Here is a 26,976-nt window from a genome sequence, read left to right on the forward strand (position 1 = left end):
ACATCTTTCAGGCGGTTTTTGCTCAGCAATTTGAAAATCTCATTGCCTTTTGTAGCTTTGCGCCCCCGAGGCAAACGGCCTTCAGGCGGATGTGGCGAAATTGGTAGACGTGCCAGACTTAGGATCTGGTGCCGCAAGGCGTGTGGGTTCGAGTCCCTCCATCCGCACATATTGGTTTAAGCTGTAGTACCCGAACCGTTCCCTTTCGCCCTCAACCCAACGGTTGGGGGTTTATTTTTCCCGGGCGTCCGCCACGTAAGTGTTCGGGCGCCTTTTGGCTGGCAGCCCCAACGCTACCTTTTCTTTACTTCCTAACCGACGACCCGTTTTGGATATTACCCTCGACAAAAACGACGAACAGCTGAGTGCCATCCTGACAGTAAAGCTGGCCGAAGCCGACTACAGCCCGGCCGTAGAAAGCAAGCTGAAGGAATATAGCAAGAAAGCGCAGATCAAAGGGTTCCGCCCGGGCAAAGTGCCCACCACCCTGGTGCGCAAGATGTACGGCAAAGGCATTCTGGTTGATGAAATCAACGCCCTGCTCAGCAAAGCCGTGGATGGCTACATCAAGGAAAACAGCGTGAAGATCCTGGGCGAGCCGCTGCCCGTGCCTTCCGACGTAAACTTTGACACCCAGAAAGACTACGAATTCCAGTTTGAGCTGGGCCTGCTGCCCGACTTCGAACTGCCCGCCGACCAGGCTATTTCCGTGGACCGCCACCAGGTAGAGCTCGACGAAAACACACTGAACGAAACCTACGAGCAGATTGGCCGCCAGTTTGGCGAAACCACCAACCCCGAAACCTCCGAAGCGGGCGACTACCTGTTTGGCAAGCTGAAGAAGGCCGACGAGGAAGGCGAAGGCCGCACCGTGCTGCTGCCCACCAATAAAGTAAAGAATGGCGCCGAGCAGTTTGTGGGCGTGAAAGCCAACGACACGCTGACCTTCGACCTGAGCAAGGCGTTTGATGGCGACGCTTCGGCCATTGCCAACTTCTCGGGCCTGAGCAAGGACGAAGCCGCCAAAGTAAGCGGCGACTACACGCTGGCCGTGGAGAAAATTACCCGCACCGCCCACGCCGAGCACAACCAGGACCTGTTCGACAAGGTGTTTGGCAAAGATGCCGTATCGTCGAAGGAAGAGTTTGACGCTAAAATCCGCTCGACGGTACAGGACAACTACGACCGCGAGGCTGACAACCTGATTAATCGGCAGATCATTGACAAAGTGGTAGACGCCACCGAAATCAAAGTGCCGACGGAGTTCTTCAAGAAGTGGCTGGTGCGCGCCAACGAAGGCAAGCTGACCGCTGAGCAGGTAGAAGAGCACTACAACGACTATGTAAAGGAGCTGAAGTGGTCGATGATCCGCAACAAAGTAGTTGAGGAGCAAGGCTTAAAGGTGTCGAACGATGAAATCGTGGACCGCACCATTGAGAAGATCATGGGCCAGTTTAACCTGCCCGAGGTAAGCGAAGAGATGCGCGAATCGGTGCGCGGCTTTGCTGATAACTACCTCAAGCAGGAAAACGGCAAGAACTACATTCAGGAGTATGAAGCCATTCTGGCAGAGAAAGTACTCGAAAACCTGCGCGGCAAAATTGTTGTTAACGATACTCCGATTTCGGCCGAGGACTTCCGCAATCAGGCAGCCAGCTAACCGCTAGCTTGCCCGGTTTTCAAACCAACAAAAAAGCCCTTACTTGCCGTTGGGGCTTTTTTGTGTTTAGAACTGAGAAGATAGAGGTGAGAACCTAGCTTGTTCGGCATTTTGATTCTCAGTTCTGTATTCTTCTTTCTAAGTTCTCAGATCTAACTTCTAACATTTTTCTCCCTCCATGCTGAATAAACAAGAGTTCCGCAAGTTCGCCGTGAAAGGCCAGGGCCTGAGCGGTCTGGGCGTTGATCAATACCTGCAGCACGTGGAAGGCCAGGTGCGCTCTGGAATGATGCTGCCCACGGGCATGACGCGTTCCGTGATTGAGGAGCGCCCCACGCGCTTTGCCGAAATTGACGTGTTTTCGCGCCTGATCATGGACCGCATTGTGTTCCTGGGCACGGCCGTCGACGATTATATTGCCAACATCATCACCGCTCAGCTGCTGTTTCTGGAGTCGGCTGATGCCAAGAAGGACATTCTGCTGTACATCAACTCGCCTGGCGGCTCGGTGTACGCTGGTCTCGGTATTTACGACACCATGCAGTATGTGAACCCCGATGTGGCGACCATCTGCACCGGCCTGGCTGCCTCCATGGGCGCAGTACTGCTGGCTGGCGGCGCCAAAGACAAGCGCTCTGCTCTGCCCCACGCCCGCGTCATGATTCACCAGCCTTCGGGCGGGGCCCAAGGCCAGTCGACGGACATTGAAATCACGGCCCGTGAGATTCTGAAGCTGAAAAAGGAGCTGTATGACATCTTGGCCAAGCACAGCGGCAAGTCGTACCAGGAAATCCACGACAACTCGGAACGGGACTACTGGATGCGCGCCGATGAGGCCAAAGAGTATGGCCTGATTGACGAAGTGCTCGAAAAGAAAACCGCCTAAGCTACTTTTCCAGTAGAACGTCATTCCGAGCACAGTCGAGGAATCTTGTGTGCTGATGTTGCGTGGTAATTTAAGTTACCACTCCAGCGAGATTCCCCGTCTTCGCTCGGAATGACAAGAATATTATCTGGCAACTGCGAAAAAGCCCGCTATTGATCTGAAAATCAGTAGTGGGCTTTTCCGTGTTAAAGTAGGAACCTCCGCCATTGGCACTTTTTCCCGTGCGCGGGGCGTTGGCCTTTTCGTACCTTTGCGAGCTGCCGGGCTATTGCCTGGCAACCCCTCCCCTTTTTCGAGAGTCTTCTATCCATGGCAGATATTACGTGCTCCTTCTGCGGCAAGAGCAAAAAAGACGTTACCGTGATGATTTCGGGCATCAATGCCCACATCTGCGAGCGGTGCGTGGGCCAGGCCCAGCAAATCCTCAACGAGGAAAACAAGATTCGCTCGAGTTCGAAGACCCCCAAGTTCAACCTCGTGAAACCCCGCGAGATGAAGGAGTACCTCGATCAGTACGTGGTGGGCCAGGACGAAGCCAAGAAAGTAATGTCGGTGGCCGTGTACAACCACTACAAGCGCCTGATGCAGAAACCGCAGAAGGACGACGTGGTGATTGAGAAGTCGAACATCATCATGGTGGGCGAAACCGGCACGGGCAAAACCTTCCTCACGCGCATGCTGGCCAACATCCTGCAGGTGCCTTTCTGCATTGCCGATGCCACCGTACTCACGGAGGCCGGCTACGTGGGCGAAGACGTGGAAAGCATCCTCACGCGCCTGCTGCAAGCCGCCGACTATAACGTGGAAGCGGCCGAGCGTGGCATCGTCTACATCGACGAAATCGACAAGATTGCCCGCAAAAGCGACAACCCCAGCATCACCCGCGACGTGAGCGGCGAAGGCGTGCAGCAAGCCATGCTGAAGCTACTGGAAGGCACCACCGTGAATGTGCCCCCACACGGCGGCCGCAAGCACCCCGAGCAGAAGATGATTACGGTGAACACCGAAAACATCCTGTTCATCTGCGGTGGCGCCTTCGTAGGCATTGAGCGCATCATCAAGAGCCGGCTCAACACCAAGCCCATGGGCTTTGCCAAAACGCAGCTGGAAGAAAAGATTGACACCCAGAACTTCCTGCGCTACGTAACGGCCATGGACCTGAAGCAGTTCGGCCTCATCCCCGAGCTTATTGGCCGTCTGCCGGTGCTTACCCACCTCAACCCGCTCGACCACGCTACCCTGCGCAAGATTCTCACCGAGCCCAAGAACTCGATTGTAAAGCAGTATCAGCGCCTGTTTGAGATGGAAGACATTCGGCTTTCCTTCTCGGAGGGTGCCCTGGAGTACATTGTGGTGAAAGCCGACGAGTACCGCCTGGGGGCCCGCGGCTTGCGCAGCATCTGCGAAAGCATCATGACGGACGCCATGTTTGACATGCCCTCCGAAGAAGGCGCGCAGGAGCTCATCATCGATGAGGAATATGCCCGCAGCAAGTTTGAAAGCTCCCCGCTAAAGCAGCTGCGCGCGGCGTAAGTCCTCTCCTACAACCTCTACAAGCAGGCCCTGGAATAGCTATTTCAGGGCCTGCTTGTTTGATGAGCCTGAGCATGGTTCGCAGCCTGCGTTCTGCCTTTGGCTTTTGTCCATGGCAATAACCTTCTGCTTCTTCTGGCAGTTTAGGACAGATTACGCAACCTATCTGCTGTAAAAAATCATGCAACACCGCGAACTAGGCCGCTCAGGCCTGCATATTGCCCCGCTCATGCTGGGCGGCAACGTCTTTGGCTGGACGGCCGATGAAGCCACCTCCTTTCGTATTCTAGACACTTTTGTAGCGGGGGGCGGCAACGCCATCGATACCGCCGATGGCTACTCGGTGTGGGTACCCGGCCACGTGGGCGGCGAATCCGAAACCATTATCGGCAAGTGGCTGAAGCAGCGCGGCCGCCGCGACGACGTGGTCATTGCCACCAAAGTAGGCTGGGAAGTAAACCCCGAAAACAAGGGTCTGAAGAAGGACTACATCCTGCGCGCCGTGGAAGGCTCCCTCAAGCGCCTGCAAACCGACTACATCGACCTGTACCAGTCGCACCGCGACGACCCGACCACTCCAGTTGCGGAAACATTGGAAGCCTACGCCCAATTGGTGAAAGAGGGCAAGGTGCGCGCCATTGGCGCTTCTAACTTCTCGGCGGCCCGTCTGCGCGAATCCCTCGAAGCCAGTGCGCAGCACGGCTTCCCGCGCTACGAGAGCCTGCAGCCGCTCTACAACCTCTACGACCGCGCCGAGTTTGAGCGGGACCTGCTGCCCTTACTGCAGGAGCAGCACATTGGCGTTATTCCCTACTACGGGCTGGCGGCCGGCTTCCTTACCGGCAAGTACCGCTCCGAAGCCGATTTGCAGAAAAGTCCGCGCGGGGGCGGCGTTGGCCAGAAGTACCTGAACGAAAAAGGCCTGCGTATCCTCAAGGCTCTGGATGAAGTAGCAGACCGCCTGCAGGCCACCCCCGCCCAGGTAGCTTTGGCTTGGATTATGGCCCAGCCCGGCCTTACGGCGCCCATTGCCAGCGCCACCAGCCCCGAGCAGGTTACGGAGCTGCTCCGCGCCACCGATTTGACATTGACTGCCGAAGACGTACGGACCCTCAATCAAGCCGGCGAGTAAATAACGAAGGCGAAAAAAGCCCGTCATGCTTTGCTTTTTGCTTGGCATGACGGGCTTTTTCTGCTGCAGCTAGGCTAATTATAGCTCATCGGCCAGCACATCCTGATAGCGGAAGGAGTGCTGCACGCCCTCTAGCGGCTTGCCATCGGCTTCGGCGTGGGGATAGATAAAATAGTTAAGCGGCAGAGCCTGCTGAACGGGTTCGAGGGTAAGGTCGCGGCCGCGGGTGAATTCCACGCGGTTTTCATCGTGCGCCCCGAAGTAGTACTCCCGGCGGTCCGGGTTCTTGGCGGCTTCGGAGGCATCGATGGGTACCCAGCCGGTTTGGGGAGTGTAGAACTCCGCCCAGCAGTGGTAGCCCTTCACCTCGCCCGTGCCGCGCTCCGGCGGGAGCGGAAAGCCGATGCTGAAGCGGGCCGGAATACCCAGGGCACGGCAGTAGCCGATAAACAGGGCGTGAAAATCGGTGCAGTTGCCGTGGCGGGCGTCGCAGGCGTAGTAAATGTCGCCGCGCCCCCAGCCCTGGCCGGTTTTATCGTACTTGACGGTGGCCACCACGTGGTTGTAGATAGCCCGGGCCTGGTCGAGTGGCATTTCGGCGCGGGCTTCACGTACCACCTCCCGGGCCCAGCTTCGGATCTGGTCGTCGAGGGGCACGAGGCGGTCGGGGGCCAGCCAGCGAGCCGAGTCAGGGTCTTGCATGGGTATCCGGCCTTTGGCTGGCTGAGGTGCCCGGTGTTCCCGGCGTGTCACCTGGTAGCGCACCAGCACCGTGGTGGGCGCTTTGGGCTGGCGCAGACGCAAGTGTAAGAGCTGATTACCATGCTGACCTTCCGTCGCTTTATGCTTGCCGGGTGCGTCAATCTGCAGGATCTGCACATCTTGGGCGGCATCGGAGTGCGCTACGGGCAGCCATAGATCTACCTGCCGGGTTTTGGCTGGCGCAACGGGAACGGTAGCTTGGTACTCGAAAATAAAGGTGCGCGCACGCGCCGTCGACTGAGCGGTAGTAAGCTGCGGGAGGGTCATCAACCAAAGCAGCGCCGCGAGCAGGCCGCGCCACTGAAAGCAAAGTGAATGCATAAGAAAATGGAAACGGGGCCGGCCGCTGAAGTACAGTGGCATCGACCGCGCAAAGGTACGGCCATCCAAGCTTCACAGCCGCGGCAGCCTTCTGTAACTCAACAGTAACCCCACCTGCTACGTTAGCATAGTTTTACGCTATTCCCGCTTTCCGCCTTATTGCTGCTTATGGCCTCTCCTTCCGTTCACCCATTCGATTGGCAGCGCATCTTATTTTCCGAGGAAGCGCCTCCCCTGTTTCTGCTGGAAGTAGGGCTGCGCTGCCTGATTGTCTACCTACTCATACTGGCGGCCCTGCGTGTAACGGGGCGCCGGGGCGTGCGGCAGCTTTCCATTTTTGAGCTAAGCATTATCCTGGCGCTGGGCTCGGCCGCGGGGGACGCCATGCTTTACCACGACACGCCGCTGCTGCATACGGTCGTGGTCTTCGGCGTGGTTTCAGCCCTATACTTGCTGTTTAACCGGCTTACCGAGAAGTTCCCCGCTTTTTCTGACTGGCTGGAGGGCGCCCCGGTGCTGCTGGTAGAAAACGGCGAAATCAACCTTCCAAACTTCCAGAAGCAGAACCTGACGCAGAAAGAGCTTTTCGGGGAGCTACGCCAGCTCCAGGTAGAGCACCTGGGGCAAGTGCGCCGGGCTTATATTGAAGCCACCGGCAACGTCAGCGTTTTTTACTTTGCCGACGATGATGTGCGCCCCGGCTTGTCTATCTGGCCGGAGCGGCTGCAGCAGGTACGTCGCCGCGCTGAGGAAGCCGGCAAGCATGCCTGCTGCCAGTGCGGGCACGTGCAGGAACTAGCCAAAGGCAGCCTTGCCCAGTGCGCCGTATGCCAGCACGAAACCTGGATTCCTGCCTGTGACGACCCGCGGATAGCGTAATTTCCCGCTTTCCTCGCCTGCACTTATTTGCTTATGGTGCCATTGCTCCACGTTCACCACATTGCCATTATCGGCTCTGATTATGGTCGGTCCAAACACTTCTACACCGAGGTACTTGGCTTGCGCGTCTTGCGGGAAGTATACCGGGCTGAGCGGGAATCCTGGAAGCTGGATCTGGTTTTGGGCAGCCAGTACATCATCGAGCTGTTTTCCTTCCCTGAAACGCCGGCGCGCCTTTCCCACCCCGAAGCGGCCGGCATACGGCATCTGGCTTTTGCCGTAGCGGATATAGAAGCTACCGTGCAGCACCTGGCGGCCCACGGCGTAGTAGCCGAGCCCGTGCGCATAGATGAGTTTACCGGCCGGCGCTTCACCTTTATTCAGGACCCCGACGGCCTGCCGCTGGAGTTTTATGAGGCGTAACCGGGCGGCTCGCTCCTGTTGGCACGAAGGTTTCAGGAGCGGCCCCGATAACGACGCAGGCTCGCCGCTTACCATCCACGCTGCAGCTGGCTACGCTACTAGTGAGGCAGCAAGCCCAGAGGCTATTTTCCGTTTGAAATCGTAGAACGCGCCGTGGCAGGCTTGCCCGCATTTGCTGGTTGCGTTCTACCTTGCCGGCATTATGCCAAGACCTGATTCGACGCTGCCCTACCTGATCATCGACTTTGATAGCACGTTTACCCAAGTAGAAGGCCTGGACGAGCTAGCCGACATAGCCCTTGCGGGCCAGCCTAACCGCCAGGAAGTAGTTGGTGCCATTCGTGCTCTTACCGACCGGGGCATGAGCGGGGAGCTGAACTTCTCGGAGTCCCTGAAGCAGCGGCTGGCTTTGCTGCCGGCCCGGCGCGAGCATATTGACCTGCTGGTCGAGCGGCTGAAAGGCAAAGTTTCGGAGAGCATCCGGCGCAACCGCGGCTTCTTCGAGCAGTTTCCGGGGCGGGTGTACATCGTAAGCAGTGGCTTCCGCGAGTTCATCGAGCCGGTCGTGGCCGAGTTTGGCATCGACGCCGACCACGTGCTGGCCAACACCTTCACCTTCGATGCCCACGGCCGCATCACGGGCTTCGACACGGAAAACGTGCTCAGCCGCGACGGAGGTAAAATCCTGCAGCTGCGTCAGCTCGACCTCGACGGTGACGTGTACGCCCTCGGCGACGGGTACACCGACTATCAGATTCGCGAGGCCGGTCTGGCCAACCGTTTCTACGCCTTCACCGAAAACGTGCACCGCGAGGCCGTAGTAGCCCGCGCCGACGAGGTGCTTCCTTCCTTCGACGAATTTCTTTACCAGAACAAGCTTCCGATGACCCTCTCGTACCCCAAAAACCGCATCAGAGTCCTGCTCCTCGAAAACCCCGATCCGCGCGCTGCCGAGCTGTTCCGCCAGGAAGGCTATCAGGTAGACACCGTGCCCGGCGGCCTCGACGAGGAAGAGCTGATTCAGCAGATTGAGGGCGTGAGCATTCTGGGCATCCGCTCCAAGACTCAGGTAACCCAACGCGTGCTCGACGCCGCCAACCGCCTTATCAGCATTGGCGCGTTCTGCATCGGCACCAACCAGATTGACCTGGCGGGCTGCATGAAAAAAGGCGTGGCGGTATTTAACGCCCCCTTCTCAAACACTCGCTCGGTGGTGGAACTGGCCCTGGGCGAAATCATCATGCTGGCCCGCCGCATCCCCGAAAAGAACCCCAAGATGCACCAAGGCACTTGGGATAAGTCGGCCGGGGGCTCGTTTGAAATCCGGGGAAAGAAGCTAGGTATTATCGGCTACGGTAACATTGGCTCCCAGCTTTCGGTGGTAGCCGAGGCCGTAGGCATGCAGGTGCTCTACTACGACGTGGCCGAAAAGCTGCAGCTCGGCAACGCCGTGAAGGTGCGCACCCTGCAGGAGCTGCTTCAGCAGGCCGATATTGTGACCCTGCACGTAGACGGCCGCCCCGCCAATACCAACCTCATCGGGGCCGCTGAGCTGGCTTTGATGAAGCCCGGCGCCCTGCTGCTCAACAACAGCCGCGGCCACGTGGTAGATGTGCCGGCTTTGGCGGCCGTGCTGCGCTCGGGCCACCTGGGCGGGGCGGCCGTGGACGTATTTCCCTACGAGCCCAAAACCAACCAGGAAAGCTTCGAGAGCGAACTGCGCGGCCTGCCCAACGTGCTGCTCACGCCCCACATCGGCGGCAGTACGGCCGAGGCTCAGCGCAACATTGCTGAGTTTGTGCCGGAGCGCATCATGCAGTACGTGAATACTGGCAACACCCAGCAGAGCGTCAACTTCCCCAACATCCAGCTGCCCGAGCAGCAGGCCCACCGCCTCATCCACATTCACCACAACGTGCCCGGCGTGCTGGCCCGCATCAACAATGTGCTGGCCCAGCACCACGTGAACATTCTCGGCCAGTACCTGAAAACCAACGAGCACATCGGCTACGTTATCACCGACATCGACAAAGAATACGAGCAGGAAGTAATCGGCGAGCTGCGCAAAGTGGAGCACACCATCAAGTTCCGGGTACTGTACTAATGGCGGTCTTGGGGGCTTAGGGGCTTAGGGGCTTAGAAAGAAGAACGTCATTCCGAGCGCAGCCGAGGAATCTTGCGTGCTGATGGTGTAATGCCATTAAGACAACATCAAGCAAGATTCCTCGGCTGCGCTCGGAATGACGCTTCTGATCTGATATACTACCTTCTATCTCGCCATTCCTTCCTGTGGCACCCGCCATCCTGCTTCTCAGCCTGCCTCTACTGATTGCTAAGCCGCCACACACGGCCTTACCCGCGTGGGCGCAAGCTCAGTGGCAGCAGCAAAAGCTTGAGCAAACATTCAGCCGCCGCAACTATCTGCACGGTGCGTTCCTACAGGCTGACTTCAACGGCGACGGAAAGGTGGATGTAGCCATACCCGCGGCTCGGCGCACTACCGGCAGCCAAGGCGTTATTATCTTTCACCAGGGCCAGCCGACGCCGTTTATCATTGGTACCACCAGTAACCCGGTTGATGAACTTCCGAAAGGAAACTTAGCCTGGACTAATCAGTGGCGGCTTTTTACCAAGCAGAAGACGTACGAGGTATACCTGGACAAGCAGGAAACGCTGCGGGAGCGTCCTATTACCTTACGCTACCCGGCCATTGAGTTTTCAGACGGAGAAAAAGGCGGCGTGCTTTATTGGACGGGCACCCACTACCGCTGGCTGTACCAGAGCTGCTAAAGCCGGTCTCGCACCTGGGTTAGAATCCGCTCCATTTCGTTGCGCACGGCGGTATCGTCGCCGGGGATGTTGTTGTTCAGGAAGCTGAAGGCCAGTACGCGGCCCTTGCGGGTGCGCAAGTAGCCCGTCAGGTTATGGATGTTGGTGAGGGTGCCGGTTTTGCCCCAAAGCCAGAGGCCGCGCGGGTCGCGGTAGCGGCGGCGCAGGGTACCCTGGCGCCCGCCCGCGGCTAACAGGTCGAACAGGCGCTTTTCAGGTACTTCGCGGTGCAGCTTTAGGAGCAGGGCCGTGAGGGTGCGGGGCGTAGTCAGGTTCAGGCGCGACAACCCAGAGCCATCCACCCAGCGCAGCGTGTCGGGTAAATCCGTGAGGAGTTGGCGCTGTACTTGGCGGATAACCCGCTCCGTGCTCAAGGAATCAGTGCCCAGGCGCGTGGAGCACATCAGCAGCAGCTGCTCGGCCAGAAAGTTGTCGGATACCCGCAGCATGCGTCGGTACAGGGAGTCCACGCGCAGGCCATTTACGGTTTGCAGGTCGGCTCCAACCACGCTTGGCTGCCAGGGCAGCTGTCCTACGGCCTTACGCAGAGTATCCTGCAGGAGCGAGGTCAGCAGACCAGTACTGGTACGGAAAGGCGTTTCGTCAATCCAGTTTTTCTGGCTGGGCAGCACAAAAAAGCGGTTTTCCAGCACGGCCCGCCGCACGTGGTCGGTGCTGTTGAGGTATTGGGCCGGGGCTGGCTCCACACTGGCCGTAAACACGGCCGGCAGCACGCGGGGACGGCTCTGGCCAGCCCGGGCGTAGAAGCGCACGGTGTTGCCGTAAATGGGAAAAGGCCCACGCTCCGGCTGGTAGTAGTAGTTGTAGTCGTCCCAGCTCCAGCCCGGCCCAAAAGTATCCACGCAGGGAATAGGCATGTAGAACAGCTTTTCGGGGCGGCTTTTTAGGAACCGAAAAGCCCGGCTAGAGGGCACGTCGCCGTGGAGCAGGGTAGGGTCGCCGGTGCCCCAGAAGATAAGCGAGTCGTGGCGCACCACGTAGCGCAGGCTAGGCAAGGAATCGGGTAGTAGGTGCAAGCCCGCGTAGAAGCTGAACAGCTTCATGGTACTGGCCGGCACGAAGTAATCTTCCTCGTTGAGTTGGTATACCCGCTCCCCTGTGGCTACATCCACCAGGCTCACGCCTACGTGGTGCTGCTGCAGTACCGGCGAGCGGCTGATGAGCTTATGCAACCAGTGCGGACCGCGCCGTAAGGCCACCTCGGCCTCGGCGTTTTCGTTACCAGAGGCTCTGGCCAGACTACAGGTAACGCCCAATAAGAACAGGATCAGTAGGGTCAGGCGGCTCATGGCAGAGTGCGCCCATTTATAAGCTTAGGCGCTGGCTTTTTGTGCATTCAGCACGCCTAATTAAAGCTTTACTTTAATATAATGTCAAGTATTCATTTGGCAATACTAGTTATTATAACTGTATATCAGCTAGTTAAGAAGCAAAATAATTTTCAAAATCACAGCATCACTTGCTGCAAAGACTATAACAGCATTGTCTGAAGCCTAGCGGTTGCTGCTGCAGTAGCTACTTCCCCTACTCCCCTACCCTGCTGCTACAGTAGCTATAGGGTACCCTGGTTGGGGATACCAATCCAACCTTTTCCAGACGGGCCGGGTAAACCGATGCGTAATGTTCAGCGGATAATCACCTGGCTAATCGGGTAAAAGATGTCGTACTCTGGACGACAAGCCTTCTTCCTGCTGCCTGCTTACCCTAGCCATATACAATACTTCACCCCAACGCCCTTCTGCCCCATGGCCCTCACCAACGAACTATTGAATACCGTCCTGCGCCACGCCAGCCAGGAAGTGTCGCGTAAGGAGTTTCTGAGTCTGGCCGGGCGGGGGCTAGCCGTGGGGGTAGCGGCCACCACGCTGGCCAGCTGCCAGTCGGGCACTCCGGATGCCAAAGCGGCCGACGCCACGCCCACTACCGGCACCCCAGCCTCGGAGGTGGACGCTGCCACCACCTACACCGCGCCGGGTGGGCAAAAGGTACCGTCATCAGAGGCCGTTTCGCCGCCAGCCAAGGTGCCAGCCGACGAGAGCAAGCCCATTGAGCTGGAAGCGTGGAAATCGGACGTGGACCCCAAATCGGGGCCGGTACCTACGCCGATGCCGCCGGATAAGCGAGTGGGCTATGCCTTGGTGGGCCTGGGGCACCTCACGCTGGAAGAGCTGCTGCCGGCCTTTGGGGAGTGCAAGAAGTCGAAGCCGGTGGCGCTGGTGAGCGGCTCGCCGGAGAAGCTGAAGAAAGTGGCCGCCCAGTACGGCATCAAGCCCGAAAGCTGCTACAGCTACCAGGACTACGAAAAGCTGAAGGACAACCCCGAGGTGCAGGCCATCTACATCGTGCTGCCCAACTCCCTGCACGCCGAGTACGTGATTCGCGGGGCCAAAACCGGCAAGCACATTCTCTGCGAAAAGCCCATGGCCAACTCGGCGCGGGAGTGCGAGCTGATGATTGACGCCTGCAAAAAAGCCAACGTGAAGCTGATGGTGGCCTACCGCATCCAGTACGAGCCCTACAACCGGCAGGTGCGCGACATGGTGCGCGACGAGAAGTTCGGCAAGCCCAAGTACATCGAGGCCCAGAACAGCCAAAGCTCGGCCAACCCCGACCACTGGCGCCACAAGAAAGCCCTAGCCGGCGGCGGCGCCCTACCTGATATTGGCCTCTACTGCCTGAACACTTCCCGCTTCCTGCTGGGCACCGAGCCCACCGAGGTATTTGCCTACATGCACAGCACGCCCGGCAACCCGCTGTTCAAGGAAGTGGAGGAAATGATGAGCTGGCAGATGCGCTTCCCCGACGGCGTCATCGTCAACTGCGTCACCCACTACAACACCCACGACTCGCGCTTCTACCGTGTGAGTGCCGAGCGCGGCTGGCTCCACCTCGACAACGCCTACGCCTACCAAGGCCAGCGCCTGCAAACCTCCCACGCCGAGGGCAAGGCCAAACTGCAGAACCAGATTACCATCCCCACCAAAAACCAGTTTGCCGCCGAAATGGACCATTTTTCGGAGTGTATTCTAGAAAACAAACAACCCCACACGCCCGGGGAAGAGGGCCTGCAGGACCACCGCATCATGGAAGCCATTTACCAGTCGGCGCGGGAAGGGCGGCCGGTGAAGCTCACTGCCGTGAAAGGCGTGGATGCCTTCCGCGGCCCCGAGCCCAAAGAGGCGTAGCCGCAGCTCAAGAACGGCTGGCGCGAGTTTAGCTCAGCGTAACTCGTGCCTAGCTATGGCGTGGAGGTTGCACCTCCACTGCCGCGCCAACGGCAAGCCGGAGCCGCGCCGTTTGGGTTAGCGTGTATGTTCTGGCGGGGGAGGCACAGCCTCCCGGTAAAGTTAGGCACGAGTTACGCTACGCCAAACTCGCGCCAGTTAGGTGATGATCAATTAATAGTTTCTAAATAAACATCGTTAATAAATTCACTAAATGACGAATAAATAATCTCAAATTCGTCTTCTCCGCACTCATTGTAATAATATATTTTTGGATCATTATTTTCGCCTAACTTGAAAAACATAAATTGATAACCGTGATGATATAAGAAAACAAAATCTTTTTCAGTCAAAATATTTTTTGAATTGTTCCTAACCAGAATTTTATTCGCATATTCTTTAAAATATGGAATATTATCATAAATAACATATGTCCCTTGAAATAAACGACCTGTTTTTCTCCCCATGAGTAACAAAAACTCCTTGTATGACTCTGGCAATGCAAAGCCGATATTTTTCTCAATAGCTACTATATCAGAATCATTACAAGGAATGATTTCGCCTAATTTTTCAATTGATGCCTGTAAAAAGGGAAAGTACTTCATTTTTTATTTTTGCGCTCCAGACTTATTGGACAATCTTGTAGTATTAACCTAATATTCCTAATTTCCCGTAACACGCACATAACAGCACAATAAACTAATACAAGGACTTATAAATGGAGTGAAAATATATAATATATTTTCACTCCATTTATAATTTTCATATCTCACACAGGTGGTATTTTTTGTATTTACGAAGAATGTTGAATTGCCAGCACCGTTGGCCCTTCCGTAATACTACTACATAAATCCAGCTCCTACAACCATACCGCCTTCCCCACTTTCCTACCAAACTCCGCCCCACATAGCTCGCCGCCCAACTCTTTCCCGTACCTTTGGCTCCCGTTATGCCAGACCGAAATACCACTCTCCCGGCTGCAACGGCCAAATTCATTTTCGTAACGGGCGGGGTGACCTCGTCGCTGGGCAAAGGCATCATCTCGGCCTCCCTGGCCAAGCTGCTGCAAGCCCGCGGCTTCCGCGTCACCATCCAGAAGTTCGACCCCTACATCAACATCGACCCCGGCACGCTCAACCCCTACGAACACGGGGAATGCTACGTGACCGACGACGGGGCCGAAACCGACCTCGACCTGGGCCACTACGAGCGGTTCCTGAACACGCCCACCTCCCAGGCCAACAACGTCACCACCGGCCGCATCTACGACACCGTGATTCGGCGGGAGCGGGAAGGCGCGTTCCTGGGTAAAACGGTGCAGGTAGTGCCCCACATCACCGACGAAATCAAGCGCCGGATGCTGCTGCTGGGCCACGGCAACCAGTTCGACGTGGTGATTACCGAAATCGGGGGCTGCATCGGCGACATCGAGAGTCTGCCCTTCGTGGAAGCCGTGCGCCAGTTGCGCTGGGAGCTGCCGCCCAACGATTCGCTGGTAATTCACCTCACCCTGCTGCCTTACCTGAAAGCGGCCGGGGAGTTGAAAACCAAGCCCACCCAGCACTCGGTGCGCGACCTGCGCGAGGCCGGCCTCCAGCCCGACATTCTGGTATGCCGCTCCGAGCACCCCATTCCGCCCGACATGCGCCGCAAGATTGCGCTGTTCTGCAACGTCAAGATTAACTCCGTCATCGAAAGCCTCGATGCCGATTCTATCTACTCGGTGCCGCTGCTCATGCTGAAAGAGCAGCTGGATGAGCGGGTTATCAAGAAGCTGAAGCTGACCGGCGGGGCCGTGCATCCCGATCTGGAAGCATGGAAAGACTTTCTCGGTCGCCTCAAAAACCCCACCGAGGAAGTGACCATTGCCCTGGTAGGTAAGTACGTGGAGCTGCCCGATGCCTACAAGAGCATCAACGAGGCCTTTGTGCACGCCGGCGCCCACAACGAGTGCAAAGTGACGGTGCGCAGCATTCAGAGCGACCATATCAACCCCGACAACATTGCCCAGCTCCTGCACGGCGTGGATGGGGTGCTGGTGGCGCCCGGCTTTGGTGAGCGAGGCTTCGAGGGCAAGATTGAGGCGGTGCGCTACGTGCGCGAAAACCAGATTCCCTTCTTCGGCATTTGCCTAGGCATGCAGGTAGCGGTGGTAGAGTACGGCCGCCACGTGCTGAATTTGCCCGGTGCCAACTCCACCGAGATGGACGCGCAGACGCCCAACCCCGTCATTGCCATGATGGAAGAGCAGAAAAACGTGACTCAAAAGGGCGGCACCATGCGCCTGGGCGCCTACGACTGCGAGCTGCGCAAGGGCTCGAAGGCGGCCAAAGCCTACGCCCGCAACCACATCAGCGAGCGGCACCGCCACCGCTACGAGTTCAACAACGCCTACCTGGAGCAGTACGAAGCCGCCGGCATGGTGGCCTCGGGCCGCAACCCCGAAACCGGCCTGGTAGAGGTGATTGAGCTACCCAACCACCCTTGGTTTGTGGCCGGCCAGTTTCACCCCGAGCTGAAGAGCACCGTGCAGAACCCGCACCCGCTGTTTGTGCGCTTCGTGAAAGCCGCCATCCAGCACCGGAAGATCTGAGTTAATGTGCTAATGTGGGAAATGTGCTGAGGTGCTAATGCTGATGTGCAAATGCTCATAGGCTAGCAAGAACTGTCATCCTGAGCATTTCGCGCATCAAGCGAAGACGAAGGACCTTATCACGCTTGAGCGAAATCGGTAACAACGACTCGTCTAGCGGTGATAAGGTCCTTCGCGCTGCTATAGGATGACAGCCTTTTTTGTTAAATACCCAATTCCCCTGCCCGCTAGCATTGGCACCTCAACACATTCTTCACATTACCCACATTAGCACATTAACTCACATTCCCTAAAATATTCGGCCGACAACTACGACCTTTGCGGAAGATTCGCCGGGCATTGTCCGGGCGGGCCTGACTACTTTTTTGCCTTACCCTCTTCCTGATGGATAGAAATTCAGCAACCGGCGCCTTTCTGATTGCGGCCGTGCTCCTCGTGTACCTGTTTTTCTTTAAGCCCACACCGCCCGCCGAAAAACCTGCCGCTACGGCCGCAAAAGCGGCGGCCGCCGCTTCTGCCCCCCTCGACTCAGCCGCGGCCGCCCGCAAGCTTGGCGCCTTTGCCGCAGCAGCGGCTACCGATACGACCATAAGCCAGGCGCAGCTGCAAAACGACAACCTTACCGTTACGTTCAGCTCGAAAGGCGGCCGCGTGCAGGCCGTGCGCCTGAACAAGTACAAGACCTTCTTCGGTCAGCCGCTCGATTTGCTGGATGCCCGCAGCTCCTCGCTTGACGTGAGCTTCCGCACCCTCGACGGCAAAACCGTCAAGCTTTCCGACCTGAGCTTCCAGCCTTCGGCTGCGCAGGCCTTCACCGAGGGCGAAAAGCAGGGGCAGCGCCTCACCTTCACGGCCCAGGTAGCCGGCGGCCAGATTGAGCAAGTGTATTCCTTGCCCCAGGATTCCTACGAGGTAGGCTACGATCTGCGCTTCGTGAACCTGCAGAACGCCGTGGCCCAGCAGCCGCTCACGTTCACCTTCCTGGACAAGGTGCGCCAGACCGAGCAGGACGCCAAGCAGAACCGCAACCACACCACCATCAACCACTACCTGGCCACCGACGACCACGGCGCCCTGACCGAAGCGTCCGAGAGTCCGGAAGAGCTGGTAGTGAATGAGCCCGTGAAATGGGCCGCGCACAAGCACGACTTCTTCGTGGCCGGCCTCATTGCCGACGGCACCCCTTTCACCACCGGCAAGTTTGCCTCCACGGTAAACCTGGCCGACTCGACTTACCTTAAAACGCTGACGTCCACGCTTACCCTGCCCATTGCCGATGTGCAGAACGGCAAGGCGCACTTCCGCTACTTCTTCGGGCCCAACTCCTTTAGCCTGTTGAAGGAAGTGGCCCCGAGCTTCGACCGGAACGTGTACCTGGGCTGGGGACTTTTCCGCTGGGTAAACCGCTTCGTGGTGCTGCCGGTGTTTCACCTGCTGGAGCAGTTTATCAGCTCCTACGGTATCATCATTGCCATTCTGGTGGTGCTTATCAAGCTCGTTACCTGGCCCCTGACCTACAAAACCTACGAGTCGCAGGCGCGCATGAAGGTGCTGAAGCCGGAAATTGACGAAATCAAGGAGAAGTACCCCGAGGATCAGATGAAGCAGCAGTCGGAAACGATGAAGCTGTACCAGTCGGTGGGCGTCTCGCCGCTGAGTGGATGCGTGCCCATGCTGCTCACCATCCCGATTCTGTTTGCCATGTTCCAGTTTTTCCCCAACGCCATTGAGCTGCGCCAGCAGCCCTTCCTGTGGGCCCGAGACCTGAGCACCTACGACGACCTGATCAAGCTGCCGTTCGAAGTACCCTTCCTGGGCACGCACCTGAGCTTGTTCACCCTGCTGATGACGATTTCGACCCTGGCCATGACCTACCAGAGCAACCAGACGAACACGGCCATGCAGGGCCCCATGAAGTTCTACAGCTACCTGATGCCGGTTATCTTCCTGTTCGTGCTGAACAGCTTCTCAGCCGGTCTGACGTGGTATTACCTCGTCTCAAACGTGGTGACGCTGGCCCAGCAGGCCATTACCCGCCGCTTCGTGGACGACAAGAAAATCCGGGCCCAACTCGAAGCCAACAAAACCAAGAACAAAGACAAGAAGCCCGGTGGCTTCCAGGCCCGCCTGGCCGAAGCCATGAAGTCGGCCCAGGAAAAGGAGTCGGAAGCAAAGAAACCGACGCGCCGCGGCAAGTAAATGCCCGCTGCTTGGCCTAGAAAAGCCTTTCTGCCCCGGCAGAAAGGCTTTTTTATTTTACTTCCGCCCCAGACCGCTAGCTTGCCCTTCGTACAGCTCAGGTAAGTCGGTCTGGTTTTTGAAACCTGGGCGGCTATCCTCCTTTTCTTCTCTCCTATGCGCCTTCTTGCCTGCCTGCTTCTTATGAGCCTCTTGAATAGCTGCTCTACGGCCCGCCCCGATGCTCCCACGGCCAATGCCACCAGCAACGCCACACCGGCGGTAGTTACGGCTCAGCTAACGGCCGACCAGCAAACTACAGAACCTGTTCTGCTCTTCGAAAAAACGCCTTGCTTTGGCCCTTGCCCGGTATACAAGGCCACTATCTACGCCGATGGCCGTGTGCAGTACGAAGGCGAACAAAATGTGCCCCTGATTGGCAAGCACACCCTGCGCCTGCCCGCCGATACCGTTACCTACATCCGTCGCCAAGCCGAAAGCATGGGCTTTGGCAGCCTGCGGAGCGCGTACTCCCAGAACGTTACCGACTTGCCTTCCACCTACCTCACCCTGCGTCAGCCCGATGGCAGCCTGAAGGAAGTACGGGTAGAGGGCGGCGCCCCGGCCGAGCTGGAGAAGCTGCTGGCTTATATTCATCGGCACATCAAGCAAATAGCCGTTGCCAAAAACTAGCTTTCCCGTGCCACGCCCTTTAAGCTAGGACGTGGTATGGAAAATCCGAACTCGCTGGGCTGCTTTTGAAGTAAGTTAGTCTTTGCGCACGCGCTCCAGCACCAGCTGGTTCATGGGGTTGGGCGTGAGGCCTTGCACATTGTTTTGAGTTAGCCGCACCACTTCGTCGTAGTACACGGCAATAACCGGGCTTTCCTCCACAATGATGCGGTCCATCTGACGGTACAGCTCGTAGCGTTTCGCTACATCCTGCTCCAGCTTGGCGCGCTCGTACAGCTGGTCGTAGGCGGCATTTTTGAAGTGGGTTTTGTTGGGCCCCGCCGGCGCGAAGTTCTTGCTGTAGAACAAGGCCAGGTAGTTTTCAGCGTCGGGGTAGTCGCCCAGCCAGCTGCGGGTGAAGAAGGCGGCCCGGCCATTGTCCACCATTTCGCCGTGAGCCGCGCCCTGGTTTACGTCTATCTGCACCTGCACCCCCACTTCGGCCCATTTCTTCTGGTAGTACTCGCAAAATTCCTTGGTCTCGGCCACCGTGTTCAGCCGCAGCTGCAGGGGTCGGCCCGGACCGTAACCCGCCGCCGCCAGCAGCTCCCGGGCTTTCCGGGGCTGGTAGGTGTAGCCGGGCACCAGCTGCTGGCTGAATGACGGGAGAGAAGCTGGTACAAAACCTGAGGTACCGGGCTTGCCCACGTTGTTGAGGAAATACGCCAGAAACTCCGGCTTGTTCAGAGCATAGTTGAGGGCCTGGCGTACCCGTTTATCCCGCAAAGCTGGGTTGGCGCCTTCCCCGCGCAGGTTGGTAGGGTCCTGCTGAATGCCCAAGTACTCCGTGTTCAGGTAAGGCACCTTCTGCAGGCGGAATTTGCCCTTAAAGTCTTCCCGAACGGTTCCATCGGGGTACATGATCAAGTCACGGGAGCCGGAGCGGATGCCGCTCAGAAAGTCCAGCTTTCCCTGCATAAACGTCAGGAACTCGGTTTTGCGGTCCTGGATAAAGCTGATCTGCACCGCATCAAGGTAAGGCAGGCGGCGGCCCTGGCGGTCCTTTTTCCAGTACGTGGGGTTGCGGTGGTAGATGATGGCGTTGCCCTCGTCCCACTCCTGAAACCGGAAAGGCCCCGTGCCCACCGGGTGTTCCCGGAAGTCCTTGCCGTAGCGCTGCACCGCCTCGCGCGGCACTACATAGGCGTAGGGCATGGTAAGAATACCCAGAAAGGGAATAAACGGCTCCTTGAGGTGAATGCGCAGCACCGAGTCGTTTACGGCCACAAAAGCCGTATCCCGCGGTTCGCCCTGGGCGTCTTCAATCACCTTGCCCCGGAAGATCCAGCCCCCGGAGCTAGCCGTGGCTTTGTCCAGCAGCCGCTTAAAGCTGTAGACAAAGTCGGCGGCCACCACGCGGCGGCCTTTGCCCCCGGCAAATACGTCCGAATCATGGAAATACACATCGGGCCGCAGCCAGAAGGTGTAGGTTTTGCCGTCGGGGGAAATGGCGTAGCGCCGGGCCACGCTGGGACCGGGCTTCAGGCTGTCGTCGAGCTCCACTAAGCCGTTGTAGAGCTGGGTGGTGGCCCAGGTATTGGCTTGGTTGCGGGCAAACGCCGGGTCCAGCGAGGTCAGGCTTTCGGGCTGGTTGTAGCGAAAAACGCGGCGGCCGTCGGTGGGCTGCCCGGGGCCGGAGCAGCTGCCCAGGGCAGTAACTAGCACGAATACAGAACCGGAGGCCAGGCGCGAAATCGAAAGCATGAGAAAGGCGGAATCACGTATATTTGTAGCAAAGGTACCCGGTCTGGCTTATGCACTCGGCACCCGGGTCAGCTCTTTCCCTCCTCTATGCAGCTTACTTATTTCGGCCACTCGTGCTTTTTACTGGAAACCGGTGGTAGCCGCGTCCTCTTCGACCCGTTTATTCGCCCGAATCCATTGGCCAAGGCCGTAAACGTAGAGGCTATTGCGGCCGACTACATCCTGCTCAGCCACGGCCACGCCGACCACGTAGCCGATGTGGAGGAAATCGGCAAGCGCACCGGGGCGGCGCTGGTGGGCATGTTTGAAGTGCTCAGCTGGTTTGAAGCCAAGGGCCTGAACGCCGACCTGAAAATGAACATCGGTGGCGCCGTGCAGCTCCCGTTTGGCTCGGTGAAAATGGTGCCTGCCCTGCACTCCAGCTCCATGCCCGATGGCTCCTACGGAGGGCTGGCCGCAGGCTTCATCCTCGAGTCGGAAGGCAAGACCCTGTACTTCGCCGGCGACACCGCCCTGAGCTACGAAATGAAGCTGCTGGCCGAGCAGCACGCCATCGACGTGGCACTGCTGCCCATCGGCGACCATTTCACCATGGGCGTTGCAGATGCGCTGACGGCGGCCGCCTGGGTACAGGCCCCCAAAGTGGTGGGCATGCACTACGACACGTTCCCGCCCATTGCCATCAACCACGCCGACGCCCAGCAGCAAGCCCAGCGCGCCGGTCGGCAACTGGTGCTAATGCAGGTGGGGGAAACCATTACCTTGTAGCAACCCGCCAACTACGATTTACTGGCTAATTGCTACAAGCCACATTTACTTTGATGAGTTGCCAGCCAAGCGCTGACAGCTAACAGTTTTAACCTCATGGGAAAAATCATTGCGGTAGCCAATCAGAAGGGCGGGGTGGGCAAAACCACCTCCTCGATTAACCTCGCGGCCTCCCTGGCAGCGCTGGAGTATCGGACCCTGCTCGTGGATGCCGACCCGCAAGCCAATGCCACCTCCGGCGTGGGCTTCGACCCGAAGGATATTCAGAACAGCATCTACGAGTGCATGGTGGATGGCATCAACGCCCAGGATATCATCCTGCAAACCAATGTGCTGCCCCACCTCGACCTGATGCCCTCCCACATCGACCTGGTAGGCGCAGAGGTGGAAATGATCAACCTGCCGAACCGGGAAGAGAAGATGAAGGACGCCCTGCGGCCCCTGGCCGATCAGTACGACTTCATCATTATCGACTGCTCGCCTTCCCTGGGTTTGATTACGGTAAATGCCCTCACGGCCGCGCACTCCGTCATCATTCCGGTGCAGTGCGAGTATTTCGCCCTCGAAGGGCTGGGCAAGCTGCTCAACACCGTCAAGATTATCCAGAGCCGCCTGAACGAGGAGCTGGAAATAGAAGGCATTCTGCTGACGATGTACGACGTGCGGTTGCGCCTGAGCAACCAGGTGGTAGAGGAAGTAAAGCTGCACTTTCAGCAGCTGGTGTTCGACACCATTATTCCGCGCAACGTGAAGCTCTCGGAGTCGCCGAGCTTCGGCATTCCCGTCATTCTGCACGACGCCGAAAGCAAGGGCTCGATCAGCTACCTGAACCTGGCCCGCGAAATCGTCGAGAAGAACTCGGTGGACGCTACGCCGGAAGCGGCGGAAGACAACGCGGCTTAGCTTTCAACGAAAAGCCCCGGCACACGTCGGGGCTTTTTTATGGTTGAGCTTGCGCACTAAAATCTCCGGTCCCAACTGCCGGCAAAAAACAGAATAGCAATCTGTTTTGCCCGGTTTATACGCCATTCACTGGCTATTTCCCCAACTTCCTGTTCCAGAAAGTTGGCCTGACTGCTTGATAAGCAGTAAATTCAAGTCTTCATCAGGCCATTTTTGGCTTTATCACCCTTCCAAACGTTTCCCTGCTGTGCGTTATTTATTACTCTTTTCGTTGGCTACCGGGCTGTGCGTTGCCGATGCTGCGGCCGCGGGCGGCGCACCCGGGGCTTCGGCTGCCGCCCCGGCTCAGGGCGCGGGCACGGGGCTCACGGCCAGCTACTACAACAATGGCACCCTGGCCGGCTCTCCGGCAATGCGCCGCATCGATAAGTCCATTGATTTCCGCTGGGGGCTTAATCCACCGGCATTTGGCATTCCGGCCGATTATTTCTCCATTCGCTGGGAAGGCCTGCTGGCTGCGCCTTCCACCGGCACCTACCGTTTTGTGGCCAATACCACTGATGAAGTGCGCCTGTGGGTGAACGGCCGGAAAGTACTCGATACCTGGGGTGGGCGCAAAGCCGATGGCAGCGAAGGGTTCATTCAGCTGGCCGCTAACGAAAAAACCAGCTTCAAGCTCGAATACGCCGCCGGCGAAGGCGAGGCCAGGCTGCAGTTGCAGTGGATTCCCCCGGGCCGTGCCCCCCAAACGATACCGACAGCCAATCTGTACCCGGCTGGCTCCACGCTGATGCCTGATCCGGAAACCGGGGCGCCGGCCGCAGTAGCAGCGGCTCCGGCCCCTGCCCCCGCCGCGCCGGCTCCCGCCAAGAAAAAGGAAAAAGTAGAGCGCAAGCCCCCGGCGCCCAAGCAGCCAGCGGTGGCCGCCACCAAGCCGGCCCCTGCCCCGGAGAAACCAGTAGCCGCGGCCAAGCCCGCTGAGAAGCCGGCTAAGCCTGCAAAACCAGCAAAGCCGGTGGAACCAGTAGTAGCGCCGGCCCCACCCGTGGCCCTCGAGCCCGCCGTGTACATCCTCACTTCTCGCACCACCGGCCGGCCCCTGCAGGTAGATGACCCGGCCCGGCCCAATATGCAGGCCTACCAGCCTTTGCCCGTGGGTACCAGCGTGCCGCCCAGTGCTACGCCCCAGTGGCGTATAGAGAGCCTGAACAACGGGTACTACCGCCTCGTGGTGCCCGGCAACAACCGCGTGCTGGAAGTATTGGGCAGCGCCACGTCCAACGGCACTCCCATGAACCTCTGGCCTTACTACAGCGGCAACAACCAGATCTGGCGCATCGAGCCCGTAGAAGGTGGGTTCTATAAGATTATTGCCAAGCACAGCAACAAGGCCCTCACCGCCCGCGACTCTACCGACAGCGGCGTGCAGCAGTGGCGCTACCGGGACAATGAAAACCAGCACTGGAAGCTGGAGAAAGTAGCCCCGCCCAAAGCCGAGCTGGCCCGTACGGCCGTGGCCCGCCCGGGCATCGGAGCCAACAACATGAGCATCTACCCCAACCCCAGCAACGGCGTAGCACAGCTGACTTACACGCTGAAGGAAGAAACCCCCGTGGGCTGGGTGCTCTACAGCCAGCGCGGCGCCGTGGTGCGCGTATCGGACTACCGCCGCCGTCCCTTGGGTAGCCAGCTTCAGACCCTGGAGTTCACCGATCTGCCGCCGGGAGATTATTCCCTCCATCTCACGGTAGGAACTTCCACCACGCGCCACCAGCTTTCCATTCGCCAGCCTAGTGCCACCGCTACCGGGGCCAGCGCCGAAGAATAGTTAAGGTACCCTTTTCCCACCGGGCCCGGTCGTCAGCAGATGACCGGGCCCGGTTTTTGTTGAGCAAGCGCCTAGCAAGCCAGGCTACGGCAGACTTCTGGCATTCCCCAACAAAATTTCCCGCGCTTCCCCGGCGTTTATGTATTTTTGAATCCTGCTTTTGCCCGAAGTTGGGCGAAAGCGCATTGCAGGTATGTCAGAGAAACCCGAAGAGAAGTCGACGCCGGCGGCGGCCCCGAAGCGTAAAATTGGTGGCCTGGGCCGGGGCCTGAATGCCCTTATTGAAGGCAGCTACGAGAAGAAGAGCGAACGGCTCGTCTCGCACCCGGTGAACTCCGTGGGGCTGATTGCGGTGGGACAGATTCAGGCCAACCCCTACCAGCCCCGCACCCACTTCGACCAGGAAGCATTGCAGGAGCTGGCCGAGAGCATTAAAGTGCAGGGCATTATCCAGCCCGTGACGGTGCGCCAGACGGGCACCAACACCTACCAGCTCATCAGTGGGGAACGGCGCTTGCAGGCTTCGAAGCTGGCCGGCCTGGAGGCTATTCCGGCCTACATCCGCAAGGCCGACGACCAGCAGATGCTGGAAATGGCACTGATTGAGAACATCCAGCGCGAAAACCTTAATGCTATTGAAATTGCCCTCAGCTACCAGCGGCTGGTAAGTGAGTGTAATCTGAAGCAGGAAGAGCTGGGCGACCGGGTAGGCAAAAACCGCTCGACGGTGACCAACTACCTACGCCTGCTTAAGCTTCCGCCGGATATCCAGATTGGCTTGCGCGACGCCGTCATTTCCATGGGGCATGCCCGCGCCCTGATCAATATTGAAGACACAGAGCAGCAGCTGGCTTTGTTTCGCCGCATTGTGGCCGAAGAGTTATCGGTGCGGCGCGTGGAGCAGCTGGTGCGCAACGGGGGCGGCTCGGCCTCCCGCCCCGATGCACCGGAAGCGCAGCCCGTGCACGACGAAAGCCTGCACGTGCCCGTAGCCGAACTGCGCCGCACCGAGCGGCATTTGTCGGAACGGTTTGGCTCCCGCGTACTCGTAAAGCCCGGACCACAGGGCCGGGGGGAAATCAAAATTGCCTTCGACTCCGTGGAGGACATGCAGCGAATCCTGCATATTCTGCAACCTGTCTAACGCTACCGTACCCCCTATGCCTTCGCACCTGCGTATTGCGCTGATTGGGCTTCTAGGCATGTGGCTGACGATTTTTTCGGCCCAAGCCCAGACGGTAACGGCCGGCCCCGACAGTACGCAGGTAGACACGCAAAAATCGGTAACAGACTCCAGCCGGCGTACCGAGAAGTTTCTGGGCTGGCGCGTTACGCGCCCGAAGAAGGCGGCGCTGCTTTCGGCCGTTCTGCCGGGCGCGGGTCAGATCTATAACCGCCGGTACTGGAAGCTCCCGCTCGTGTACGGGGCCATTGGGGCCGCCGTGGGCACGGAGGTCTTTTACCAGATGCGCTACAAAGAATACTCCCTGGGCTATAAAAACCGCACCGACGGGGTTGCGGCCACAGTAGATACCGGCCCCCGCTCTAGTCGCGAGGCTTCGGCCGCTAATGTACGCGTGGGGTTGGAGTTCTACCGTCGCAACCGCGACAAGTGGATAGCCTTTACCGCCGTAGCTTATACACTCAATATCGTAGATGCCCTGGTAGATGCCCACCTGCGCGACTTCGACATCAGCGACGACCTGAGCATGCAGTGGCAACCTGACGTCTTGCGCGTCCCTACGGCCCGCCTAACGCCCGGCGTAGCAATTTCTCTCACGTTGAAATCCCACAAGTAGTACATGAAAATTCTGCTGATTGGCTACGGCAAAATGGGCAAGGCGCTGGAAGCGCAGGCCCAGGCCCGCGGCCACCAGATTGTCGGCATCGTGGACCCTTCCCGCCCGGAAGTGCGCCTCACCGATTTCACGCCCGCTCAGGCCGACGTAGCCATTGAGTTTACCCATCCCGACGCGGCTTTTCAGAACGTGGTGACAACCCTGCGGCAGGGTATTCCGGTGGTGTGCGGCTCTACGGGCTGGCTGCATCATTTCGACGAAGCCCGGGCCGTAGCCCAGGAAACGGGCGTAGGCTTATTCTACGCGTCCAACTACAGTGTGGGGGTAAACCTGTTCTTTCACTTCAATGAGTACCTGGCGGCCAAAATGCACCAGTTTGGGGGCTACAATGTGCAGGTGCGGGAAATTCACCACGTGCACAAGGTTGATCAGCCGAGCGGTACGGCCCTGACAACGGCCCAGGGCATCATGCGCCATTTTCCCACCAAAACTACTTGGCGCAACGAGCCAACCACGGACGCGCACGAGCTGGCCGTGGTATCGGAGCGGGAAGGCGAGGTAGTGGGCACGCACGTCGTCACCTATTCCTCCACCCTCGATACGATTGAGCTACGCCACGAAGCCCATAGCCGCGACGCCTTCGCGCAGGGGGCCTTGCTGGCCGCCGAGTGGCTGCCGGGCAAAGCGGGCATTTTTGGCATGAATGATTTGTTGGGGCTGTAAACCAGTAGCAAGCTGGTCATTGGCCGCTTACCTTGGCGGCCTCTCGGGGCGGGCAGCCGTTAAACTTGCAGTGCTCCT

General features: G+C 58.4%; 22 protein-coding genes and 1 tRNA gene. 19 read left to right on the forward strand and 4 right to left on the reverse strand.

Annotation, left to right across the window (positions count from 1 at the left end; all coding sequences use genetic code 11):
• Positions 1 to 85 precede the first annotated feature (85 nt).
• The 5 genes from HER32_RS05205 (at position 86) to HER32_RS05225 (ending at position 5,211) form a co-directional block, all read left to right on the forward strand.
• A tRNA-Leu gene (locus HER32_RS05205) sits at positions 86 to 167 on the forward strand.
• Between the two features lie 161 nt (positions 168 to 328).
• On the forward strand, positions 329 to 1,660 hold the full coding sequence (gene tig / locus HER32_RS05210; protein WP_168681032.1) for a trigger factor: 1,332 nt from the start codon (positions 329 to 331) through the stop codon (positions 1,658 to 1,660).
• Between the two features lie 178 nt (positions 1,661 to 1,838).
• Positions 1,839 to 2,546 carry a ClpP family protease gene (locus tag HER32_RS05215; protein ID WP_149072773.1) on the forward strand — a complete coding sequence of 236 codons (708 nt, stop codon included), beginning with the start codon at positions 1,839 to 1,841 and terminating at the stop codon, positions 2,544 to 2,546.
• Positions 2,547 to 2,855: 309 nt separating this feature from the next.
• Positions 2,856 to 4,079 (forward strand): ATP-dependent Clp protease ATP-binding subunit ClpX, encoded by a 1,224-nt coding sequence (gene clpX / locus HER32_RS05220; protein ID WP_149072772.1) that lies wholly within the window; start codon positions 2,856 to 2,858, stop codon positions 4,077 to 4,079.
• Positions 4,080 to 4,260: 181 nt separating this feature from the next.
• Complete coding sequence (locus HER32_RS05225) at positions 4,261 to 5,211, forward strand: aldo/keto reductase (RefSeq protein WP_168681034.1); 951 nt, start codon at positions 4,261 to 4,263, stop codon at positions 5,209 to 5,211.
• 78 nt (positions 5,212 to 5,289) lie between these two features.
• Here the strand turns inward: HER32_RS05225 and HER32_RS05230 are convergent, their stop codons facing one another.
• Positions 5,290 to 6,294: a transglutaminase-like domain-containing protein gene (locus HER32_RS05230; RefSeq protein WP_232066393.1), complete on the reverse strand. Its 1,005-nt coding sequence runs from the start codon at positions 6,292 to 6,294 to the stop codon at positions 5,290 to 5,292.
• Positions 6,295 to 6,462: 168 nt separating this feature from the next.
• On the opposite strand from HER32_RS05230, the gene HER32_RS05235 reads away from it, so the two are divergent.
• The 4 genes from HER32_RS05235 (at position 6,463) to HER32_RS05250 (ending at position 10,386) form a co-directional block, all read left to right on the forward strand.
• On the forward strand, positions 6,463 to 7,173 hold the full coding sequence (locus HER32_RS05235) for a DUF421 domain-containing protein (protein WP_149072770.1): 711 nt from the start codon (positions 6,463 to 6,465) through the stop codon (positions 7,171 to 7,173).
• 33 nt (positions 7,174 to 7,206) lie between these two features.
• Complete coding sequence (locus HER32_RS05240) at positions 7,207 to 7,596, forward strand: VOC family protein (RefSeq protein WP_168681036.1); 390 nt, start codon at positions 7,207 to 7,209, stop codon at positions 7,594 to 7,596.
• A 202-nt stretch (positions 7,597 to 7,798) separates the two neighbouring features.
• Positions 7,799 to 9,700: a phosphoglycerate dehydrogenase gene (gene serA, locus HER32_RS05245; RefSeq protein ID WP_197748874.1), complete on the forward strand. Its 1,902-nt coding sequence runs from the start codon at positions 7,799 to 7,801 to the stop codon at positions 9,698 to 9,700.
• Positions 9,701 to 9,885: 185 nt separating this feature from the next.
• Positions 9,886 to 10,386 carry an FG-GAP repeat protein gene (locus HER32_RS05250; protein WP_168681038.1) on the forward strand — a complete coding sequence of 167 codons (501 nt, stop codon included), beginning with the start codon at positions 9,886 to 9,888 and terminating at the stop codon, positions 10,384 to 10,386.
• Here the strand turns inward: HER32_RS05250 and HER32_RS05255 are convergent.
• Positions 10,383 to 11,735: a D-alanyl-D-alanine carboxypeptidase/D-alanyl-D-alanine-endopeptidase gene (locus tag HER32_RS05255; RefSeq protein ID WP_168681040.1), complete on the reverse strand. Its 1,353-nt coding sequence runs from the start codon at positions 11,733 to 11,735 to the stop codon at positions 10,383 to 10,385. The two genes, HER32_RS05250 and HER32_RS05255, sit on opposite strands and share 4 nt — an antisense overlap.
• A gap of 456 nt (positions 11,736 to 12,191) precedes the next feature.
• On the opposite strand from HER32_RS05255, the gene HER32_RS05260 reads away from it, so the two are divergent.
• A complete protein-coding gene (locus tag HER32_RS05260; RefSeq protein WP_168683221.1) occupies positions 12,192 to 13,631 on the forward strand; it encodes a Gfo/Idh/MocA family protein in 1,440 nt (479 codons plus the stop codon).
• Positions 13,632 to 13,840: 209 nt separating this feature from the next.
• Here HER32_RS05260 and HER32_RS05265 read toward each other — a convergent pair whose 3' ends face one another.
• A complete protein-coding gene (locus HER32_RS05265; protein ID WP_168681042.1) occupies positions 13,841 to 14,275 on the reverse strand; it encodes an SMI1/KNR4 family protein in 435 nt (144 codons plus the stop codon).
• A gap of 344 nt (positions 14,276 to 14,619) precedes the next feature.
• Here HER32_RS05265 and HER32_RS05270 point away from each other — a divergent pair, with 344 nt between their 5' ends.
• The 3 genes from HER32_RS05270 (at position 14,620) to HER32_RS05280 (ending at position 19,134) form a co-directional block, all read left to right on the forward strand.
• Entirely contained in the window at positions 14,620 to 16,263 is a 1,644-nt protein-coding gene (locus HER32_RS05270; RefSeq protein ID WP_168681044.1) for a CTP synthase, read from the forward strand.
• A gap of 384 nt (positions 16,264 to 16,647) precedes the next feature.
• Entirely contained in the window at positions 16,648 to 18,462 is a 1,815-nt protein-coding gene (yidC, locus tag HER32_RS05275; RefSeq protein ID WP_168681046.1) for a membrane protein insertase YidC, read from the forward strand.
• A 183-nt stretch (positions 18,463 to 18,645) separates the two neighbouring features.
• A complete protein-coding gene (locus HER32_RS05280) occupies positions 18,646 to 19,134 on the forward strand; it encodes a DUF6438 domain-containing protein (protein WP_168681048.1) in 489 nt (162 codons plus the stop codon).
• 75 nt (positions 19,135 to 19,209) lie between these two features.
• Here HER32_RS05280 and HER32_RS05285 read toward each other — a convergent pair whose 3' ends face one another.
• Positions 19,210 to 20,877, reverse strand: a complete 1,668-nt coding sequence (locus tag HER32_RS05285) for an ABC transporter substrate-binding protein (protein WP_149072760.1) — start codon at positions 20,875 to 20,877, stop codon at positions 19,210 to 19,212.
• Positions 20,878 to 20,964: 87 nt separating this feature from the next.
• On the opposite strand from HER32_RS05285, the gene HER32_RS05290 reads away from it, so the two are divergent.
• The 6 genes from HER32_RS05290 (at position 20,965) to dapB (ending at position 26,898) form a co-directional block, all read left to right on the forward strand.
• Positions 20,965 to 21,645: a metal-dependent hydrolase gene (locus tag HER32_RS05290; RefSeq protein WP_149072759.1), complete on the forward strand. Its 681-nt coding sequence runs from the start codon at positions 20,965 to 20,967 to the stop codon at positions 21,643 to 21,645.
• A 96-nt stretch (positions 21,646 to 21,741) separates the two neighbouring features.
• Positions 21,742 to 22,548 (forward strand): ParA family protein, encoded by an 807-nt coding sequence (locus HER32_RS05295; RefSeq protein ID WP_149072758.1) that lies wholly within the window; start codon positions 21,742 to 21,744, stop codon positions 22,546 to 22,548.
• Between the two features lie 247 nt (positions 22,549 to 22,795).
• The gene (locus tag HER32_RS05300) at positions 22,796 to 24,376 is read left to right on the forward strand and encodes a PA14 domain-containing protein (protein WP_168681050.1); all 1,581 of its coding nucleotides are present in this window, start codon (positions 22,796 to 22,798) and stop codon (positions 24,374 to 24,376) included.
• Positions 24,377 to 24,569: 193 nt separating this feature from the next.
• Positions 24,570 to 25,520, forward strand: a complete 951-nt coding sequence (locus HER32_RS05305) for a ParB/RepB/Spo0J family partition protein (protein ID WP_168681052.1) — start codon at positions 24,570 to 24,572, stop codon at positions 25,518 to 25,520.
• Positions 25,521 to 25,536: 16 nt separating this feature from the next.
• Positions 25,537 to 26,175, forward strand: a complete 639-nt coding sequence (locus tag HER32_RS05310) for a DUF5683 domain-containing protein (RefSeq protein WP_168681054.1) — start codon at positions 25,537 to 25,539, stop codon at positions 26,173 to 26,175.
• A gap of 3 nt (positions 26,176 to 26,178) precedes the next feature.
• Complete coding sequence (gene dapB, locus HER32_RS05315; RefSeq protein ID WP_149072754.1) at positions 26,179 to 26,898, forward strand: 4-hydroxy-tetrahydrodipicolinate reductase; 720 nt, start codon at positions 26,179 to 26,181, stop codon at positions 26,896 to 26,898.
• The last annotated feature ends 78 nt before the right edge of the window (positions 26,899 to 26,976 follow it).

The organism is Hymenobacter sp. BT18, assembly GCF_012273015.1.
Lineage (GTDB): Bacteria > Bacteroidota > Bacteroidia > Cytophagales > Hymenobacteraceae > Hymenobacter > Hymenobacter lutimineralis.